The organism is Hyphomonas beringensis (genome assembly GCF_000682755.1).
Taxonomy (GTDB): Bacteria; Pseudomonadota; Alphaproteobacteria; order Caulobacterales; family Hyphomonadaceae; genus Hyphomonas; species Hyphomonas beringensis.
Window position 1 is genome coordinate 37244 of record NZ_AWFF01000054.1, and the last position, 17737, is coordinate 54980.

18 protein-coding genes are annotated in these 17737 nt (G+C 53.4%); 11 read left to right on the forward strand and 7 right to left on the reverse strand.

All coding sequences use genetic code 11. From position 1 onward, the window contains the following. Positions 1 to 8: 8 nt before the first annotated feature. Positions 9 to 1013: an amidohydrolase family protein gene (locus HY29_RS13045; protein ID WP_034797665.1), complete on the forward strand. Its 1005-nt coding sequence runs from the start codon at positions 9 to 11 to the stop codon at positions 1011 to 1013. A 57-nt stretch (positions 1014 to 1070) separates the two neighbouring features. On the opposite strand, the gene HY29_RS13050 is transcribed toward HY29_RS13045, so the two are convergent. Then, positions 1071 to 1850 (reverse strand): IclR family transcriptional regulator, encoded by a 780-nt coding sequence (locus tag HY29_RS13050; RefSeq protein ID WP_051601502.1) that lies wholly within the window; start codon positions 1848 to 1850, stop codon positions 1071 to 1073. Between the two features lie 127 nt (positions 1851 to 1977). On the opposite strand from HY29_RS13050, the gene HY29_RS13055 reads away from it, so the two are divergent. The 3 genes from HY29_RS13055 to dmpG are packed head-to-tail and all read left to right on the forward strand — an operon-like array spanning position 1978 to position 4750. Further along, positions 1978 to 2769, forward strand: coding sequence for a 2-keto-4-pentenoate hydratase (locus tag HY29_RS13055; protein ID WP_034797666.1), 792 nt, complete (start codon positions 1978 to 1980; stop codon positions 2767 to 2769). Between the two features lie 2 nt (positions 2770 to 2771). After that, on the forward strand, positions 2772 to 3713 hold the full coding sequence (locus HY29_RS13060; RefSeq protein WP_034797667.1) for an acetaldehyde dehydrogenase (acetylating): 942 nt from the start codon (positions 2772 to 2774) through the stop codon (positions 3711 to 3713). Continuing rightward, positions 3713 to 4750, forward strand: a complete 1038-nt coding sequence (gene dmpG, locus HY29_RS13065; RefSeq protein ID WP_034797668.1) for a 4-hydroxy-2-oxovalerate aldolase — start codon at positions 3713 to 3715, stop codon at positions 4748 to 4750. The genes HY29_RS13060 and dmpG overlap by 1 nt, the downstream gene beginning before the upstream one ends. A gap of 96 nt (positions 4751 to 4846) precedes the next feature. Here the strand turns inward: dmpG and HY29_RS13070 are convergent, their stop codons facing one another. Continuing rightward, complete coding sequence (locus HY29_RS13070) at positions 4847 to 5566, reverse strand: TetR/AcrR family transcriptional regulator (RefSeq protein WP_051601503.1); 720 nt, start codon at positions 5564 to 5566, stop codon at positions 4847 to 4849. Positions 5567 to 5942: 376 nt separating this feature from the next. On the opposite strand from HY29_RS13070, the gene HY29_RS13075 reads away from it, so the two are divergent. The 5 genes from HY29_RS13075 to HY29_RS13095 all read left to right on the forward strand — a co-directional run bounded on the left by HY29_RS13075 (position 5943) and on the right by HY29_RS13095 (position 11259). Then, positions 5943 to 6848, forward strand: coding sequence for a VOC family protein (locus HY29_RS13075; protein WP_034797669.1), 906 nt, complete (start codon positions 5943 to 5945; stop codon positions 6846 to 6848). A 150-nt stretch (positions 6849 to 6998) separates the two neighbouring features. Beyond that, on the forward strand, positions 6999 to 7319 hold the full coding sequence (locus HY29_RS13080; protein ID WP_034797670.1) for a 2Fe-2S iron-sulfur cluster-binding protein: 321 nt from the start codon (positions 6999 to 7001) through the stop codon (positions 7317 to 7319). Between the two features lie 87 nt (positions 7320 to 7406). Continuing rightward, positions 7407 to 8549 carry an acyl-CoA dehydrogenase family protein gene (locus HY29_RS13085; protein ID WP_034797671.1) on the forward strand — a complete coding sequence of 381 codons (1143 nt, stop codon included), beginning with the start codon at positions 7407 to 7409 and terminating at the stop codon, positions 8547 to 8549. A 110-nt stretch (positions 8550 to 8659) separates the two neighbouring features. Continuing rightward, positions 8660 to 9418: an enoyl-CoA hydratase/isomerase family protein gene (locus tag HY29_RS13090; RefSeq protein ID WP_051601504.1), complete on the forward strand. Its 759-nt coding sequence runs from the start codon at positions 8660 to 8662 to the stop codon at positions 9416 to 9418. A gap of 518 nt (positions 9419 to 9936) precedes the next feature. Further along, complete coding sequence (locus HY29_RS13095) at positions 9937 to 11259, forward strand: MFS transporter (protein WP_034797672.1); 1323 nt, start codon at positions 9937 to 9939, stop codon at positions 11257 to 11259. Between the two features lie 282 nt (positions 11260 to 11541). On the opposite strand, the gene HY29_RS13100 is transcribed toward HY29_RS13095, so the two are convergent. Continuing rightward, positions 11542 to 12750: a CaiB/BaiF CoA transferase family protein gene (locus HY29_RS13100; protein WP_051601505.1), complete on the reverse strand. Its 1209-nt coding sequence runs from the start codon at positions 12748 to 12750 to the stop codon at positions 11542 to 11544. A 367-nt stretch (positions 12751 to 13117) separates the two neighbouring features. On the opposite strand from HY29_RS13100, the gene HY29_RS13105 reads away from it, so the two are divergent. Further along, positions 13118 to 13582 (forward strand): hypothetical protein, encoded by a 465-nt coding sequence (locus HY29_RS13105; RefSeq protein WP_034797673.1) that lies wholly within the window; start codon positions 13118 to 13120, stop codon positions 13580 to 13582. Between the two features lie 171 nt (positions 13583 to 13753). On the opposite strand, the gene HY29_RS18590 is transcribed toward HY29_RS13105, so the two are convergent. The 4 genes from HY29_RS18590 to HY29_RS13125 are packed head-to-tail and all read right to left on the reverse strand — an operon-like array spanning position 13754 to position 17324. Continuing rightward, on the reverse strand, positions 13754 to 14614 hold the full coding sequence (locus HY29_RS18590) for an alpha/beta fold hydrolase (protein ID WP_081811393.1): 861 nt from the start codon (positions 14612 to 14614) through the stop codon (positions 13754 to 13756). Between the two features lie 2 nt (positions 14615 to 14616). Then, complete coding sequence (locus tag HY29_RS13115; protein WP_034797674.1) at positions 14617 to 15414, reverse strand: alpha/beta fold hydrolase; 798 nt, start codon at positions 15412 to 15414, stop codon at positions 14617 to 14619. Positions 15415 to 15416: 2 nt separating this feature from the next. Next, on the reverse strand, positions 15417 to 16436 hold the full coding sequence (locus tag HY29_RS13120; RefSeq protein ID WP_034797675.1) for an MDR family NADP-dependent oxidoreductase: 1020 nt from the start codon (positions 16434 to 16436) through the stop codon (positions 15417 to 15419). Positions 16437 to 16442: 6 nt separating this feature from the next. Beyond that, complete coding sequence (locus HY29_RS13125) at positions 16443 to 17324, reverse strand: VOC family protein (RefSeq protein WP_034797676.1); 882 nt, start codon at positions 17322 to 17324, stop codon at positions 16443 to 16445. 95 nt (positions 17325 to 17419) lie between these two features. Between HY29_RS13125 and HY29_RS13130 the strand changes: the two genes are divergently transcribed. Then, entirely contained in the window at positions 17420 to 17719 is a 300-nt protein-coding gene (locus tag HY29_RS13130; RefSeq protein WP_034797677.1) for a DUF1330 domain-containing protein, read from the forward strand. Positions 17720 to 17737: the final 18 nt, after the last annotated feature.

Here is a 17737-nt window from a genome sequence, read left to right on the forward strand (position 1 = left end):
GGGTGCGAATGCCGTTGATTGATGTCCATTGCCATGTGTCGCCGTTTGAATATCCGGCGGCACCTGGTGGGGAGGCTGCCAGCCGTTGGCCCTGCATGCAATGCGAAAGCAGGGCGGCTGGCACACTGATGATTGGGGACAAGCCATTTCGTGAACTTGACAATCGTTCATGGGATGCATCGCGGCGCCTGGAGGATATGGATCGCGACGACGTTGCGGTTCAGGTTCTATCGCCCATGCCGGAATTGCTCTCGTATTGGCATCACGTGGATGACGCCATTCTTATTTGTGATGCTGCAAACGCTCAGATAGCTGAGATGATTGCGCAGCACCCGGCGCGGTTTCGGGGGCTGGGTGTCGCTCCATTGCAGGACCCAGAAGCCGCCACGAATTACCTAAAGCGCATCAAGGGCGAATTTGGTCTGTCCGGGGTTGAAATTGGTAGTAATATTAACGGCAAGATGCTCGGTGATTCGTCTTTCGAAAGCTTCTTTGCAGAGGGTGAATCGTTAGGATTGTGCATTTTCGTTCATGCGCTTCATCCGGTCGCGGCAAAGGCTGCGGGAGTTACCCCGGTCGAGACGGCATTTGTCTATTTTCCGATAGATGTTGCAATGGCGGCGGCTTCGGTTGCTATGGCGGGACTGCTGGACAAGTTTCCTCGTCTTCGTATTGCGTTCAGTCACGGCGGAGGGGCGTTGGGGGCTGTTGTCGGACGAATGGATACAGGTTGGAAGGCGACTAAAGGCTATGGCGGTCGTATGTCTGAAGCGCCGAGTGCAGCGATCCGAAAAATGTTCTTTGATAGTAATGTGCTGGATCCGGACTATCTCTGTTACCTAGTTCAGAATGTTGCGCCTGGTCAGGTCTTTGCGGGAACCGACTATCCGTATTTGATCCGCCAACAGGATCCATCTGGGTTTATTTCCAAGCTGCCACTTTCGGCGGACGAAATCCAAAGTTTGAATTGGCACGCTGCTGAGAAGTTCCTTGATGAACGTATTCGCGCCTAATCAAGTTTAGGCAATCTGGTTAGAACTTTTCGTACTTCGGTGGTTCCGGGTGATGCCTCAGGCGTCAACAGCGATAGTCTTACCGCATAAACGGGCGCTGAGTATCTGGGAACAGCCTTCCAGTGAAGTGCGATACATCATTGGTTCTGGTGGCGCCTTGTCATTATAGGGCATGGACGAAGATATCGCGGCGATAATTTCGCCGCCTGGGCCAAGAACGGGGACAGCCAAGCAGATCATGTCCTCTGCGACTTCCCGGTTATCAATTGCGATCCCGGACTCACGTATGGCGCTGATTTCCTGCCTGAGCACAGAAGGGTCCACGATGGTATACGGCGTAAGCGGAACGAATGCTCCTTCATTCAGGTAATCGTCGAGCGCATCGCTACTCAGTCCGCCTAGCAGGACTTTACCTACGGCAGAACAATAGGCTTCGAGCTGCATGCCTTCGCGTGTAAAACCTGCAGCCCTCGGCGCACGTCCCGGGATTCGAACTTTATATGTGACCATGCCATTTTCAAGCACGCCAAGATGTGATGTGAGGCCTGATTTCGATGCCAGATCTTTCAAAAGTGGCCTTGCGAGACGGGCTACCAGTGCGGAGACATCGGTGCGCTGATAGAGCAGTGCGGCCACTATGCCGGGACCAAAGCTGTTTGGTCCATATCGGCTCGCAAAGCCTGCGTCCACGAGTTGGGAGACGAGTCGGTACGCGGTGGAAGTTGGAAGGTTAAGGTCTGAAACGATTTCGTTGAATGGTGTTCGCCCGCCGTCCGCGATAATCGCTCGCAGTAGTACCAGAGACTTTTCAAGTGAGGTTGTGTGTGTGCGAGCCATAAGTGCCTTCTCCCATATGGTGAGAATTTCACATTTTGGCTTGATTGAAAATACAAGGGGCGAAAATTAAAATGACCGTCTAATAATAATGTTGTTTCCGAAGCAACTTCAGGGAAGGATTGCTGGCATGCTTGTCAACGAAGAGCGATACAAGGTCGCTGCTGAAAAACTCCGCGATGCGTATGGTGGCGAGACTGTCGCCCCGTTGCGGGATTTTCTGCCTCCTACCGACGTGGAAGGTGCCTACGCAATTCAGGCAATAAATTCCAAGTTCTGGAGCAATTCTGGCAGGCGGATCGTTGGCCGTAAAGTCGGGCTGACTGCAAAAGCTGTGCAGCAGCAACTTGGTGTGGACCGTCCTGATTTTGGTGTTCTATTTGACGATATGCGGCTCGCCAATGGCGGAATACTCGATCCGAAAAAGTGCATACAGCCTAAAGCTGAGGCCGAAGTTGCAATTGTTCTGAAGTCGGATATTCGAAGCGAAACGGTCACGCGTAGTGATGTTCTGAAGGCCGCTGATTATGCCGTTGCCGCACTCGAGATTGTCGATAGCAGAATTTCAGACTGGAAGATAAGTTTCGCCGATACCGTTGCCGATAATGGTTCATCTGCCTTTTTTGTACTGGGGGAAACCAAGAAGAAACTGGATGACCTAGATCTCTACACGTGTGGGATGGTGATGGAGATCAATGGGCAAATTGCTTCTCTTGGCGCCGGCGCAGCCTGTCTTGGCCACCCTCTTGAAGCTGCGGCATGGCTCGCATCAACCCTTGCTGCACAAGGCGATCATCTGAAAGCGGGTGATGTTGTGCTGACAGGCGCGCTTGGTCCCATGGTGGCCTTGGCGCCCGGCGACGAAGTTGTGGCCAGGGTCGGCGGCCTCGGAACCTGCCAATTCAGTTACGGAAAGGGATAACTATGTCCGGTAAGACGAAAGTGGCCATCATTGGTTCCGGGAATATCGGGACTGATCTGATGATCAAGATAATGAGAAAGTCGAGCGAGCTCGAAATGGCCGCGATGGTCGGTATCGATCCGGAGTCTGATGGACTGGCGCGCGCGAAACGCCTGAAGATTGCGACTACGCATGAAGGTATTGACGGTCTGACGAAGCTCGACGTTTGGCCAGAGATCGGTATTGTTTTCGATGCTACTTCAGCTGGTGCACACAAGCGCCACAATGAGATCGTGACGAAGGCCGGCAAGGTGATGGTGGATCTGACGCCCGCCGCGATCGGCCCCTATGTCATTCCGGTCGTGAACGGAGACGATCATCTGGAAGCGCCAAACGTCAACATGGTGACATGCGGGGGGCAGGCTACAATTCCGATTGTGGCTGCGGTTTCCTCGGTTGCGACAGTTCATTATGGAGAAATCGTCGCGTCGATTTCGTCACGATCAGCTGGTCCTGGAACGCGGGCCAATATCGACGAATTTACTGAAACAACATCGGCGGGGATCGAGCAGGTCGGTGGCGCGGCCAAAGGCAAGGCTATCATCATTCTGAACCCTGCAGAGCCGCCGATGATCATGCGGGATACGGTCTTCACCTTGTCCAGTGGGGCTGATGAAGCGGAGATAGAGGCGGCGATCACGGAAATGGTCGAGAAGGTCAAATCTTATGTGCCGGGATATCGCTTGAAACAGAAGGTTCAATTCGAACGCTTTGGTTCGAACAATCCCGTGCGTATCCCTGGGCTCGGGGAGTTCGAGGGGATTAAGACCAGCGTGTTTCTGGAGGTCGAGGGCGCAGCGCACTATTTACCAGCCTATGCAGGCAATCTCGACATCATGACCTCTGCAGGTCTTGCTACAGCTGAAAAGATCGCCGTACGCCGGCGTGAGAAGGAGACGGTTTGATGGCTTTCGATCCAACTACTGAAAAGCTGTACATACAGGATGTGACGCTGCGCGACGGCATGCATGCCATCAGGCATCAGTATGGCATTGAGCATGTCCAGAAAATTGCTGCGGCACTTGATGCTTCGGGTGTTGATGCAATCGAAATCGCACATGGCGATGGTCTGAACGGGTCCAGTTTCAATTACGGCTTTGGGGCGCACACGGACTGGGAGTGGATCGAAGCGGTGGCTGACGCGGTCGATAACGCTGTTCTCACGACGCTTCTGCTGCCCGGCATCGGTACGATTGAAGAGCTGAAACATGCCTATAAGCTCGGCGTGCGGTCAGTGCGCATCGCAACGCACTGCACAGAGGCTGACGTATCCAGGCAGCATATCGAGACGGCACGCGAACTGGGTATGGACACGGTTGGCTTCCTGATGATGAGCCATATGGTTGAGTCCGAGCATCTGGCTGAGCAGGCGAAGCTGATGGAGACCTATGGAGCCGAGTGTATCTATGTCACTGACAGTGGCGGTGCGTTGGATATGGATGGGTACATCGCGCGGCTGAAGGCATATGACAATGTGCTGAAGCCTGAGACCCAGCGGGGTGTTCATGCGCACCACAATCTTTCACTCGGTGTCGCAAATTCCATCGTTGCTGTTCAGAATGGCGCCTGCCGCGTAGACGCCTCCCTTGCAGGGATGGGAGCTGGTGCGGGCAATGCGCCTCTTGAGGTGTTCATTGCTGCGGCTGAAAGAAAAGGTTGGAAGCATGGTTGCGACCTTTTCAAGTTGATGGATGCTGCTGAGGAACTTGTACGTCCTTTGCAGGATCGGCCGGTTCGTGTGGATCGCGAGACGCTATCGCTGGGATATGCCGGAGTTTACTCCTCCTTCCTCCGGCATTCGGAGAAGGCAGCTACGCAGTATGGCCTTGATACACGCGAAATTCTGGTCGAGTTGGGGCGTCGCCGCATGGTTGGTGGCCAAGAGGACATGATTGTCGATGTCGCGCTCGACCTTTTGGATGCGAAAGGGGCGTCTGCATAAACAGTCTTTGCAGACATTGGGGCGGGCCTAGTGTGCCGTATAAACCCCATTTCACAATCTGGCGGCGTTGCCGCCAGATGTTGTTCTGGTTTCAGCTCAGGATGGGAACGCTGCGTCAAGCGCCCGGGTGCGGGCTAGCGCTTTTCCGGCCTTTTTTGTCTTGTCGCTTGCTTTCGCTAATTTCAGCTCATTTGCAGAGCACGGTGCCTCCAGAAGGCCGGTTCCGCCATCGATCAGATTCTGCAGGGGGTCGAATCCCTCCCAGACCGGATTTTTTTTGCCGGAAGCAACATAGCTCTCATATGCAGCCTTTGCCGATATGATGTACCAGGAAAAGTAAATCAGGCGCTGCTCAATCACCGGGTGCGGAAGGTCTGACTTGAGCTCCCTGATGTAACGTAGCATTTGACCGAATACGGAAAAGTTCATTGTCTCAAGAAAGTCGCGCACCATTTTCCGCCGCGTACTCAGGAGGCTATTGAGAAACCGGCTTGCCGTCGGAGAAGGGTCTTCCATTTTGGATTCGTCTGGGTATCGAACAAGAACCGTAACAATCTCGCGCACTGAAGTCGGGCCACCAGCTCGGTGTAGGTCTGAGAGGCCTTCAAGCCAGCCATCACTACTATCCCTGAAGATGTCCGCGAGGAGTTCAGAAATGAGGCCTTCTTTGGATTTGAAATAGTAGTTCAGTGATCCGCCATTCTTCGCACCTGATGCGGCGACGATTTCACGGACTGTTACAGCCTCAACACCGCGTTCGGCGAATAACCTTCTGGCGCACATTTTTATTCTGCTTTTTGTGTCGAGATCATCCATTCCCACCATTTGCTTCGAAAGCCTCCGTCTTGCTCTTTTGATTTTGCTTATACTGTATTAGTAAAATATGTTTTATTCAGTATATGCTGCATCGCACAAATTCAATCGTGCGTCATATATTTTGCCTTCATGTATAGGCTTGCGGGTTAATCCTGAGCATAGCAGATCAATTTCTGGACGGTAACTGCTTGTATCGGGCGCTCGGCTCAGCGGGCAATGAGGGCTTACCGGACGGATATATTTGCCCGGAATATCAATTTCATCCTTCACCTTTCGAGACATATAATTTATACAAGCGTTCTAAATTATATGTGCCGCTGATATAGTGGCAAGCTTGAAATGAACGCAAGTGAACCCGACCGTGAGGAGTATTGCCGTGAATATTGATGATATCAGGTATCGGCGCTTGGGCTACGTGGCCTTAACTGTAACGGATCTTGAGAAATCGAGGCATTTCTACGAGACTCTGGTCGGATTGAAAATGGATGAAGAACCCGACGGGGAATGCGCGTTTTTCAGATGCAGCGACAGGCACCACGATTTGGTTATCTACACGGGACAAGAGCCCGCATTGAAGCGGGTTGCCTGGCAGATGGAGAGTGATAAGGCCTTGGAGGCTGTGAGACAGCACTTTTCCGGCCTAGGCATTGAAACCGTGGCGGTAAGCGCTGAAGAGCAGGCCAAGCTAGGGATCGGCGAGGCTTTCCGGATGACCGAACCTACGACAGGCGCGACTTTTGAGTTCTATTGCGACATGTTGGACGCGCCTAGCGCGTACGAAACCACGCATACAAAAATTGCCCGTTTAGGCCACCTCGTGATCAACAGCCCAGATCGTGCGGCCACGGAAAAGTTCCTTATGGAGGATATGAATTTCCGCGTGTCTGATCGGATCAAAGGCATGGTCACTTTCATGCGCTGCTTCCCGAATCCCTACCACCATTCGTTCGGTGTCGGGGCGTCTAAATCTGCGGGTTTGAATCATGTGAACTTCATGGTCACAGAGATGGCGGATGTTGGAAAGGCCAACAACCGGATGAAGAAAGCGAACGTGCCCATCGTTTTTGGAATTGGCAAGCATCCGCCTTCGGAATCGGTTTTTATCTATTTCCTGGATCCGGACGGCATGACGGTCGAGTACAGCTACGGGATGGAAGAATTCCCCGAAGAGGCTCCACGTGACCCACGTGATCTCCCCGCATCGCTTGAGTCGATTGACTATTGGGAAGGCGTTCCCGATCCTAAAATGGCGAAGATTGGTGTGGTCGAACCTCTGAAATAGGTCGCCGCATGGGGATGATTTTTCCAGCATACGGTTTATTCCGAGTGGTCCGTTCGAGTCCATCAGAAAGCGAACCATTCAAACAGCGGACAAATAAAATTGTGAGGAGCTCTGGTCAGGGCAAAAAGACCCCTGTCTCGTGTCATAGGTATGCCAAAAATTACTTTTATTGATCACTCCGGTGAGGCCCGCTCTGTAGACGCAGTGGTGGGCGAGACCTTGATGGAAGCAGGTGTGAAGGCTGGCGTTCCAGAGCTGGAAGCTGAGTGCGGCGGTGCCTGTGCTTGTGCAACCTGTCATGTATATGTCGAGCAGGCATTTATCCAAAAACTGGGAGCGGCAGGCGACATGGAGCAGGGGATGCTAGAATATGCGGAGTCCTCAGTTCAAGAGAACTCAAGGCTGTCGTGCCAGATCGTCATAAGTGACGATCTGGAGGGGATGACTGTTCATACCCCTCCTCAGCAGTAAGCCTGCAGTTCACAGAATATTCGTGGCAGGCTTTTTCGAACATGATTCTCAGCCTGCCCGATCACCCTTTTGAAGGAAGGATTCTCTATGCCCATTCCTAATGAACGTCTTGCTCAGGGCGAGACACATGCCATCTTTCGCGAGTCGGTAAAGCGATTTTTTGCGTCAGAGCTGGACCTTGATACGTGGGAGAAGGAACGCCTTACGCCCAGAAGCTTCTGGCGCTCTGCGGGGGAGGCTGGCCTGCTTTGTCCCACCGTTCCTGAGGCCTATGGCGGTCCAGGGTTGGACTTCTCCTACAACGCGATTGTGACTGAAGAACTCACTTATGCGGGTTCGTCCGCTAGCCTGCCATTGCAGTCTGACATCATCTCGGATTACTTAGTTCATCTCGGGACGGAAGAGCAGAAAACGAAGTATCTTCCCGGTATGGTCGATGGCTCCCTGATTGCCGCAATTGCAATGACTGAGCCCGGGGCGGGGTCGGACCTCCAGGCAATCCGCACTAAAGCTGTTCGCGATGGAAACGAGTACGTCATAAGCGGAGCAAAAACTTATATTTCCAGCGGGCAGAATGCTGATTTCGTTATCGTTGCCGCAAAGACCGATCCGGACGCGGGCGCGAAAGGGGTAAGTCTTCTCATTGTTGATGCAGATCGCCCAGGATTCTCTCGCGGTCGAAAGCTGGATAAGATCGGACAACATTCTGCGGACACGTCTGAGCTGTTCTTTGACGAAGTGCGCGTTCCGGCAAACGCGCTTATTGGCGGGGAAGGCAGGGGCTTTGCTGCGATCATGACGCTGATGCCGCAAGAGCGGCTTTCGCAGGCCATCATGGGGCAAGCGGGTGCACAGCGTGCGCTTGATGACACGATCCAGTTTACAAAGGACCGTCAGGCCTTCGGGAAGACAGTGTTTGATTTCCAGAATACGCAATTCGTGCTCGCAGACATTGCGACATCCCTACAGGTCGGCTGGTCGCATCTCGATTGGGCGATCAATCGGCATGTCGACGGAAAGCTGACCGCCGTGGAGGCATCGGCCGCCAAGCTCTGGCACACGGAAACGCAATGGTCGATATTGGACAGATGTCTGCAGCTCCATGGTGGAGCAGGCTATATGGAAGAGTATCCTATTGCGCGCCAATGGCGTGACGCGCGGGTGCAGCGGATTTATGGCGGGACATCCGAAATCCTCAAACTGGTCGTAGGGCGCTCATTGAAAGGCTAAGACCTTTCGACGAGGTGCAGAAACTCACTCAGCCACAAGGCGCTAATCACGTCCAGGCCGATAGATGCTTCAAAAGCGCCTAATGTTGCAGATAAAAAGGGAATTCGATTTTGGGTGATTATGGCACAATAGAAGTCGCGCACGAAAAGGGAATTGCCATTATCGCGTTCAATCGTCCGGACACGATGAATTCCATCATCCCGCAGATGCTCGAGGATTTCGACACCGCCATGGCGGAGTTTGCGGATGATCCCGAAGTCGAGGTCGTAATTTTGAGCGGGCGAGGGAAAAATTTCTGCGCCGGTCTCGATGTCGGGATGCTGAAAAGCGAGGGTGCTGGCGCTATTGCGGGGTTCAATCCGGCTCAGACAATTGCGAACTGGCCGGGGCCTGTGATTGCCGCTGTCCAAGGGGCTGTTGCGACTGGTGGTTTTGAGATTACGGTCGCCTGTGACCTCATTATCGCCGCAGAGTCTGCACGCTTTCTGGATACCCATTCCCGAGTTGGCCTCCTGCCGGGCTGGGGATTAAGTGCGCGCCTTCATCGTGCAATTGGTATTTACAGAGCGAAAGAGTTGGAACTGACCGGGCGGCCCCTGCATGCGCGGGAGGCATCCGACTGGGGGCTCGTCAACCGTGTTGTTCCCGATCGGGAGTTACTTGATACTGCGCGCTCCATGGCACGTATGATCCTGGATGGTGCTCCCCGCATAGCTGCGCCGACAAAGGCATTGATTGATGGCAACAGTATGCGGACTTTGGAAGGAGCGCTGGAGTTCGAGCGTCAGAATGCCGAGCACGTCAATTTGGGCGCTTCACCTGCCGATCTGAACTTTGCGCATGTCGGATCGGGTAAATCGTCGAAATAGTCGCGGGCGAGGCACCGCGCTGATAGCCAGAGCTTGCGACGCATACACAGACAGCCCGGATAAAAGCGGTTTGAGCTATATTTTAAAACGTTCGAACTTTCCGGTTGGGTCAACCGGCGACTGCGCCGTGACCTGAAGTTTACGCCTGGCAAGCGTGCTCGATAATTTGTGGTTTTGCTACTAGGTAGGAGCCAATTGACTTGAAGCGCAAGGTATATTGGAAATTCCGGGACATCTGATGGTTCCCATAGGCTGAGTATAGGGCGATGAAAAGGGGCGTTTCGGATTTGATCCGGTGCGATGCCTGACGCAAAAAGTAAAACGTTTGCTTGACCCGGAAGTGTGGTGCTCATACTGCTTGGGGGAACAGTGTGACTGGGCTCAGGCCGAACGGTTGAAAACGGATCAGCCTATCCAGTCTTGCAGCGTGCAATAGCGGCAGGGCCAAACGGCCAGACGAGGCCGCGACTTATAGCGGCCGCCAGAGCCGTAGACGCAAAAAAGTCGAGGGAAGAAAGATGACAAGTGACGCTGTGTCCGCCGGAGAGATCAAGGCGGAAGGAAAGCCGACAAGGTTCCGCGCATGGTACACGGTTGTGCTCCTCACAATTCTTTTCATCTTGTCGTTCATCGACCGGAGCATTCTTGCGCTGATGGCGGAGCCGGTGGGGCAAGCTCTGGGGCTGGCTGACCGCCAACTCGCGCTCTTGCTCGGATTTGGGTTTGCGATTGTCTACTCCATATGTGGCCTGCCATTGGCGCAACTGGTCGATACCCGGAACAGGCGTGCTGTTGTGGGGATTGGCGTTGCCATCTGGAGTTTAGGAACAGTTCTATCCGCATTTGCGGGCGGGTTTTGGAGCCTTCTTGTCCTTCGTTGCGGTGTGGCCCTGGGCGAGGCCGTGCTTACGCCCGCTGCTGTGTCGTTAATTGCCGACCTCTTTACGAAGGAGAAGCGAAGCTTTCCGATGTCGGTATATCTCTCGGTGGCCAGCTTCATGTCCATTGGTTCCTATACGGTGGGGGCTATGGCGTATGATCTGGCAGCGGGAATAAGTGAGGTATCTGGCTTGGAGCCCTGGCAACTGACATTTATTTTTGTCGGTCTGCCCGGGATCTTTCTTTCTGTCATCTTTGCATTCACAGCCGCTAATCCAGCCAGAGGCGAGTCGCTTGCGATCGGTCGGGACGATACGTCTTGGGCGGCATTTCTGGGCTATATTCGCAAGCGTGCACTCTTCTTCGTCCCACTGCTTACTGCGGGCGGTGTCTACACCTTCTATGGTTTGGCTGTGGTGACCTGGTTGCCCACGCTCCTGGTGCGAGAGGAGGGGCTGAGCTTATCCAATGCAGGCTATCTGCTAGGTTGGATCGGTGTTCCAACAGCTCTGGCAGGAAATTTCATCTGGCCACAGATCGCAATGGCAATTGACCGGAGGTGGCCGAAGCGCGGAGCGGTCACGGTGCTTATGATTGCCGCATTCGTTGCGGGGCCTGCGTTTGCCGTCGGTATCCTGACGGGTGGAACGGTTCTCTATTTTTGCCTGGGATTGGGAATTCTCTCTGGCTCAGCATTTGCGGTCATGCCTCCGATTGCCTATCAACAGTTCGGACCAATACGAATGAGAGCGAGGCTTACAGCCGTCAATCTGCTTGTCATTGCCATTCTTGGGTATGGCCTCGGGCCGCTAATTGCCGTCGAACTTGGTACGGTGATCGCCGGAGCGGAGCACGGCTTGGGGAAAGGATTGGCGTGGTTGGCGATACTCGCGACGCCGGTTCTCGTGCTTTTGACGTTCCTCGCGACCCGCCAGTCCGCTCTAGTCGATGACCAGGACTAAGTTATTTTGCCTGCAGTCAGGCGGCGTGCGGGCAGGAGCTGACAATTGTACGCTTCAGTCTGCTGGCCTGTGCCCCTGACCTTATGGAGCCATGTCCAGTCAAAACCGGCGCGAAAGAGGGCGGATTGAACTCCGGCAAGAAGCTCTGCTCTTCGCGAAGCTTGAGATTGAAATCAGCTGAAGCGAAGCTCGCTGCCGGTATTATCTCGGTATTCATTCGAAGGCGCGGAATGGTGTGCCAGCTTCGGCTACCATCCCGCGCTTTACGAGTCAGGTTTGAAATTAGCTAACGGCCCCGCTTTTGGTTACGGCGTCAATTTCTTCATCGGTCTTGCCAAGAGTGGCAAGAATTTCTTCAGTATGCTCACCGAGTTTTGGAGCCCGTTGCCTGACCGAAGCCGGCGAGTTCTCGAAGTCAGCAAAAAATCCTGACATACGCATCCGGCCGTACTCCGGATCCTCTACATCCAGGAAGCATTCCGACGACTTGGCCTGAGGGTCTTCCATGAATTCGTCCATGGTATTCACCGGGGCGAGTGGGACGCCGTACTCATCGGCCATGGCAACCACTTGGGCTTTAGTCAGTTTTGAGGCGGGCTCCTCAAGTTCTTTCCAGAAGAGTGCGTAATTGAATATGCGTGCCCAAGGCGTGTTGAAGCGTTCGTCTTCTATGAGGTCTTCCCGCCCAAAGATTTTGCACAGATTCTTGAATTGCGGGTTGAGCTGAACGTGTCCCATCACATACCCGTCTTTAACCCGTAGCGGGTGGTGGATCTTGATATTGGGAATTTTCTGCACGTCCGCCGTCTGGAAGACGTAGTTGTTCAGCAGGTCCGGCATCAGGAACGCAGCATAGGACTTCATGAGCGACGTCGAAACCTTCTGGCCCTGTCCGCCATTGCGTTCGCGATACAGCAGAGCCGCGACTATTGCATTGCATGTCATGATCGATGCAACCTTGTCCGCGATGATGTGATGGATCGGAGTCGGCTCCTCGGGGGACCCGATTACCGGCATCGCACCGGTGAGTGCTTGAATGACGTGGTCGTAAGCCGGTTTATCCTTATAGGGACCGTCAGGCCCAAAGCCTGAAAGGCTTGCATAAATAAGTCCGGGGTTGCTTTCCTTCAGAACCTCATACCCCAGTCCGAGCCGAGCCATCGTATCGGGCTTAAAGTTTTCAAGGACCACATCCGCTTTGGCGATCAGTTCCAGCGCGATCTTCTTGCCTTCTTCCGATTTCAGGTCGAGGCAAATGCTTTTCTTGTTTCTATTGAACAGCGAGAAGTAAGCGGACATCCCCTCGTGCATGGGATGGTTGGTGCGCATCGGATCGCCGCTGGTTGTTTCGATTTTGATAACATTAGCCCCAAGGTCTCCGAGCATTTGCCCGGCATATGGCCCCGAAACCATGGTTGCGATTTCAATGACCCGGATACCGGCGCATGGGCCTTCCGCATTAGAGGTTTGATGTTCTGTGTTTACTGGCATGTTTCTACCCCATGACTCCCTTAAGCTGGAGCTGTTCTCTTTGACAGGCGTGTTGATCCGCCTTGAATTTTTCAAGAAGGTGCGATCGCACCCCAGCGCAAAGTAGTACAAATGTACTATTGCGTATAGTGAGATAAATCGGCATTGTAAGGCTAAACGACCTTGACGCGCTGGGCCGAGGGTGTGGCCCCGAAATATGGCCGAGCACCCGTTCCGCTGCTCAGAAACCTCGGCTGGGCAGGCATTGTCAAAGGAAAGTCGGGCTTGGGGTCTACTGGTCCGCGAAAAACTGAGACTACTGAGTTAGTCTGACAGCACCTAATCAAGTGTGTTGTTCGGCGACGTGAATCCGTCGGGGCACTTGCTGATGACCTTCCCGGCCTCTGTCGAGTTGAGTTTTATCGGTGCAGGAGCGTCCGGGCAAACGCTTGACGTGAGGGGCTCAGATGTTGGCGATCGCTGGTATGCGCGCAAAGAGATCGAGCCGCTTTTCCCGTTCGCCTTCGGGCTCAGCTATACCGATTTTGATCTGAGCGGACTTAAGGTGCGCAAGCAGGGCGCAGCGATAAATGCTTCATTCGGGATGAAGAACACGGGCGCGTACCTAGGCGCAGATGTTGCTCAGCTTTATCTTGTGTCGGTCGATGGCGAGACGAAGCAGCGGCTTGTCGGTTTCGCGAAGCGAGAGCTTGATCCGGACGAAATGCAGGACGTAGCCTGCAGATTGATCCACGTCTGCTGGCTGCATGGAAAGATGACAGCTGGCAGGTTCCGGCGGGTCGGTACGAATTCGCTTTGGGTGAGGATGCCGACAGCTTGGGCGCTGCCGTAGCCATTATCCTGGGTGACTTTACTATTTCGCCTGATGGGAAAAAGATTGTTCGCTAATTTTGAGTGTTACAGAGAAAAGGGGATTAAGGTGGCTTATTCTAGTGGCGTGCCTCGGAAAATAACGGGGATCCCCTTTCCGTGACTGCAAGACATCAACCGAAATCGTCCAGTGTTACGAGACGGTATCAGTTCGTGTGACAGTAGTGTCGAGAAAGCTATCTATTAGAGATGCTCTCTGGTCGGAAAAGCTCGGATCTGTATAACTCGGCAAGACCTTCATGCGCCCTGACATGACTACCTCGGCAGCTTGAACGGTGCCCGCAAGCAAGGGGTCGTCCTTTGATGCCAGCATGAGCGTTTCTTTTTCAACAAGCGGCATTCGCTTTAGTGCGGGCCATGCGAATGCGGCATGGTAGGCGAGTGGATAAGTCTCATTTGCTTTTAAAACTTCAAGCACCCAGGCATGGAGATCATATGCGCTTGGCAGGCCTGCGGAACGGCTGGACTTTGCCACACGGTCGTACCAAGGAAAAAACAAGTATTGATCACGGCAGAAATGGAAAGCCTGTGTCAGATAAGCGCCATCAAGATCCGGTTTGAAGGGGGGCGCATAATGCTGCATGAATGCATCGCGCTGCTCGCGAGAAAACACACTTATACCTTCAAGTACAAGATGCCCCACACTTTCAGGCGCCGCGATTGCGAGTTCGGCTGCTATGGCAGCCCCTGTGTGCGAGCCGTATATGTGTGGCTGTTTCAGCCCTAATTTTGCAAGTAGCAGCAATAGTGCCTCAGCATAATCCTGTACCGAAGGCTTCGCTTTAGGCAGTTTAGGGCTGTCGCCATTTCCCGGCGTATCTGGTGCAAAGACGCTATAACCTCTATTCGCGAGATCTAGCATCAAGCCTTCCATCTGACGCGAGCTGCCTGGGGAGGCATGAACAATTACGATTGCAGGGCCATCTCCACAATAGCGGTAATGGACTTGCCTGTTCCCAATGTCGATGAAGCGGCGCAGGGGTGTGTCGGTCATATTTATAGTTTTGAGAGCACAAGTCTGGCTGTCTCTTCCGGCCAGACGTCCATGAAATTATAAACCCAATTCGGCAAGTCGACGATCTCGCCATTTTTCAGCAGAGGCTTTGCGCGTAGGGTTGCTTCGGTCAAATCGTCATTTGGATTTAGAATGGTGATGCGATGCTCCAGTGTACGCAGGGCGTCTTCGTACCCGGCCCAGGAGAAGGCAGCGTGATGACCCCATTCATAGGCCTCACCCCCCATGAGATTCAGCGCCATGGAGTGGCCCAACATTTCGTAGGTTACGCCCGCACTTCGACGCTCAATAATCCGCTCCCACATTATCTTGAAGCGAGTGCCCTCATCATCCAGTGGAATCGGCTCAAACATGTTGCTGAACATCTCCCGCTCTTCTGGCGTGAGGAGCGCGGCAGAGATCATGACAAGGCTTCCAACACGGTGGGGGTATTTCATAGCCATCGCGGCAATGACTTTAGACCCAGTATGGTTTCCAAACAGATCAATCTTCTCATGCCCCATTTGATCTGCCACACGCCACATTTCTTCAGCGTAGAGGTCGATAGTGGCTTCGCTTTCTGAGCCAGGCCTGTCTGACATGCCATAGCCGGGGTAGTCTGGCGCAATAACCAGACGTTCCTCGGCGGCAGCTCGCGCAAAGTTTAGGAACTCCGCGCCGCTTTTGGGGCTTTGGTGCGCGCAATAGAGAGGGAGCTTTCCGCTCTCTGCCTCTCCCGCAATATAGGCATGTATCTGACCGTACTTGCCGTCGAAATAAGCCTTTCGCACATTTGTCATAGCTATGCTTTCTCTGGGCTTACGGTCACAACAGCTTTCCCGCGGTTCTGGCCGTTCATGAGGCGTTCGAACAGTGCGGGGGCGTTCTCGAGGCCTTCTTCTCTATCCTCGGCGAAAGCAAGTTTTCCATCTTGAATCCACTTGCCCGCCTCGCCTGCAAATTCGTCCCATTTGGAATAGAAGTCATAGACAACGAGGCCGAACAATTGTGCGCGCTTACCGATGATGGTGCCCATTGGAAGCGGGTTGGGAACTCTATCCTGACTTTGGACCTGATATCCAGCGGCAAGCCCGCAGAGTACGCCACGTGCATAGGTGCGAGCATTGTCGAGCGCAGTGATTGCCATGTCTGCGGAAACATTTTCAAAGAAAATGCTTAAGCCATCAGGCAGAGCCTTTTTGAGTTCTGCTTCCCAGCCATCAATCTTGTAATCTATACAGGCGTCGAAGCCGTAGGTGTCTGTGACGATGGCGCACTTCTCAGCCCCTCCGGCAATTCCTACAACTCTTTCTGCGCCCTTGATGCGGGCTATCTGGCCAACAGTGCCGCCAACAGGACCTGCAGCAGCGTTCACCAGAACTGTGTCACCTTCGCCAACGTTTGCAAGCTGAGTGATGCCTGCCCATGCTGTGAGGCCCGGCATACCGAGTACGCCAGCATGAGAGGCTAGAGGTGCCTGAGTTGGATCGAGCTTTCGAAATGCACCTTCTTTCAGAGATACGAATTCCTGCCATCCTCCCTCCATGGACTGAATCCAGTCACCTTTGGAAAGGCCGTCGAGGTTTGATTGTACGACCTCACCCACAATTGCTCCGGGAATAGCCTCTACACCTGGGGTCGGTGGCGCTTCTCCCATATGCTTGCCACGAAGACGTGAGCCAATGTACGGGTCGAGCGATAAGTGTACGACGCGTACAAGGATCCCCTGATCAGGACATTCCGGAGTCGGAATATCCAATTCAACGAAGTCCGATGCGACGGGTTTGGAATTCAGAGGGTGACGCAGGCTAATCAGTTTCATTGCAGGTTAACTTTCCACCATTTCAACGAGTGTACCGTCCGGCGCTTTCATAGTGCCAGCGCGTTTACCCTTGTAGATCGGGCCTTCGCGGACGACAGGTTCTGTAATCCATGGGCCTGTAAGGCTGTCAAAGTCAGGGTGCCACAGCGTTCCAATGGCGCACCCAGGAACCAGCATTCCGGGCAGTTGCGGGCGGTTAATGGCGGCATCAGGGTACTGGTCCAGTTCCAGGAACACATCTCTACCGTGTATCATGGTTGAGATGACATGCATGTCCTGCTCAGGCAGATCATAGGCCGCAGCAAGCATGGTGTAGACGATTTCCATGTCTCGGCCCATTTCAACTCCGACATGTTCTTCCATCCATTTGTTGGATGCGCGCATATCTGAACATCCCATGACGAGGATGAACAGTTTGTCGATAGCGGCTTCGGCTCTCGGCAAATCAAATGCGGGAAGGTCGGATTTGATCTGTGTAAGATATACAATCTCTTCGTCAGGTCCTTTGACTTGCATCGGATGGATTGCCGGCAGTCCGTCGATTTCGCGAGGCGGGCCAATGATTTCGAACGGGCTGTCCTTCATGCGCTCGTTGGCGGCAAGAACGTCTTCAACGCAGATCTCGATTGCATTCCAGCCATATGATCTGAGGGCCTTGAAGCCATCGACCTTTGGCTGCTCGATAAGGCGCAGGAATATATCTGCCCCCGAGGCAGGTTGCATCACGACATAGTTGGCCCCGGCCGTTTTAGGAGCGTCCCAGCTATCCGCCAGGTCCTGAGGAATTGTTCCTCGTTCAACCACGGAATAATCAAGATAGCTTGTATAGAGATCGGCAGATCTTTCGATATCTGACACAGTCAGTGTAGCGCTGCGGAGCAACTTCATTCGTCTTGTACCTTTACCTATGCGTGAAATTTCACGTACATTAAAAGATATATCATTTAGATATTGTGTGTCTCTGTCAATGATGAGGAATGAGTATGGCCGCCTATATGATTGTTATGTGCAAGATTAAGGATCGCGAGCGATTTGTAGCCGAGTATGCGATCCCAACGGCAAAACTGGCTGCCAAATTAGGTGGAGAGTACGTCGTGCGTAGCCCCAATCTGACTTGCCTTGAAGGTGATATCGATGAGGCGACAAGCGTGGTTATTTCAAAATGGCCTTCGCGCGTGGCCCTTGATGAAATGTGGAACAGTCAGGAGTATCAGCAGCTGAAGGAAAAGCGTCGTGCATTTTCCGAGGTGCAAATTGTGGTGACTGAGGACAATTCAGTGTGAGAAAAAATAAGAGGCGCC

Bases quoted from the DNA above. Each gene is read 5' to 3' on its own strand.
- HY29_RS13055 (WP_034797666.1), top strand. From the start codon at position 1,978: ATGCTTGTCAACGAAGAGCGATACAAGGTCGCTGCTGAAAAACTCCGC.
- dmpG (WP_034797668.1), top strand. From the start codon at position 3,713: ATGGCTTTCGATCCAACTACTGAAAAGCTGTACATACAGGATGTGACG.
- HY29_RS13125 (WP_034797676.1), bottom strand. From the start codon at position 17,324: ATGAAGTTGCTCCGCAGCGCTACACTGACTGTGTCAGATATCGAAAGA.
- HY29_RS13130 (WP_034797677.1), top strand. From the start codon at position 17,420: ATGGCCGCCTATATGATTGTTATGTGCAAGATTAAGGATCGCGAGCGA.
- HY29_RS13105 (WP_034797673.1), top strand. From the start codon at position 13,118: ATGACCTTCCCGGCCTCTGTCGAGTTGAGTTTTATCGGTGCAGGAGCG.
- HY29_RS13050 (WP_051601502.1), bottom strand. From the start codon at position 1,850: ATGGCTCGCACACACACAACCTCACTTGAAAAGTCTCTGGTACTACTG.
- HY29_RS18590 (WP_081811393.1), bottom strand. From the start codon at position 14,614: ATGACCGACACACCCCTGCGCCGCTTCATCGACATTGGGAACAGGCAA.
- HY29_RS13070 (WP_051601503.1), bottom strand. From the start codon at position 5,566: ATGGATGATCTCGACACAAAAAGCAGAATAAAAATGTGCGCCAGAAGG.
- HY29_RS13060 (WP_034797667.1), top strand. From the start codon at position 2,772: ATGTCCGGTAAGACGAAAGTGGCCATCATTGGTTCCGGGAATATCGGG.
- HY29_RS13045 (WP_034797665.1), top strand. From the start codon at position 9: ATGCCGTTGATTGATGTCCATTGCCATGTGTCGCCGTTTGAATATCCG.
- HY29_RS13120 (WP_034797675.1), bottom strand. From the start codon at position 16,436: ATGAAACTGATTAGCCTGCGTCACCCTCTGAATTCCAAACCCGTCGCA.
- HY29_RS13115 (WP_034797674.1), bottom strand. From the start codon at position 15,414: ATGACAAATGTGCGAAAGGCTTATTTCGACGGCAAGTACGGTCAGATA.
- HY29_RS13100 (WP_051601505.1), bottom strand. From the start codon at position 12,750: ATGCCAGTAAACACAGAACATCAAACCTCTAATGCGGAAGGCCCATGC.
- HY29_RS13080 (WP_034797670.1), top strand. From the start codon at position 6,999: ATGCCAAAAATTACTTTTATTGATCACTCCGGTGAGGCCCGCTCTGTA.
- HY29_RS13085 (WP_034797671.1), top strand. From the start codon at position 7,407: ATGCCCATTCCTAATGAACGTCTTGCTCAGGGCGAGACACATGCCATC.
- HY29_RS13095 (WP_034797672.1), top strand. From the start codon at position 9,937: ATGACAAGTGACGCTGTGTCCGCCGGAGAGATCAAGGCGGAAGGAAAG.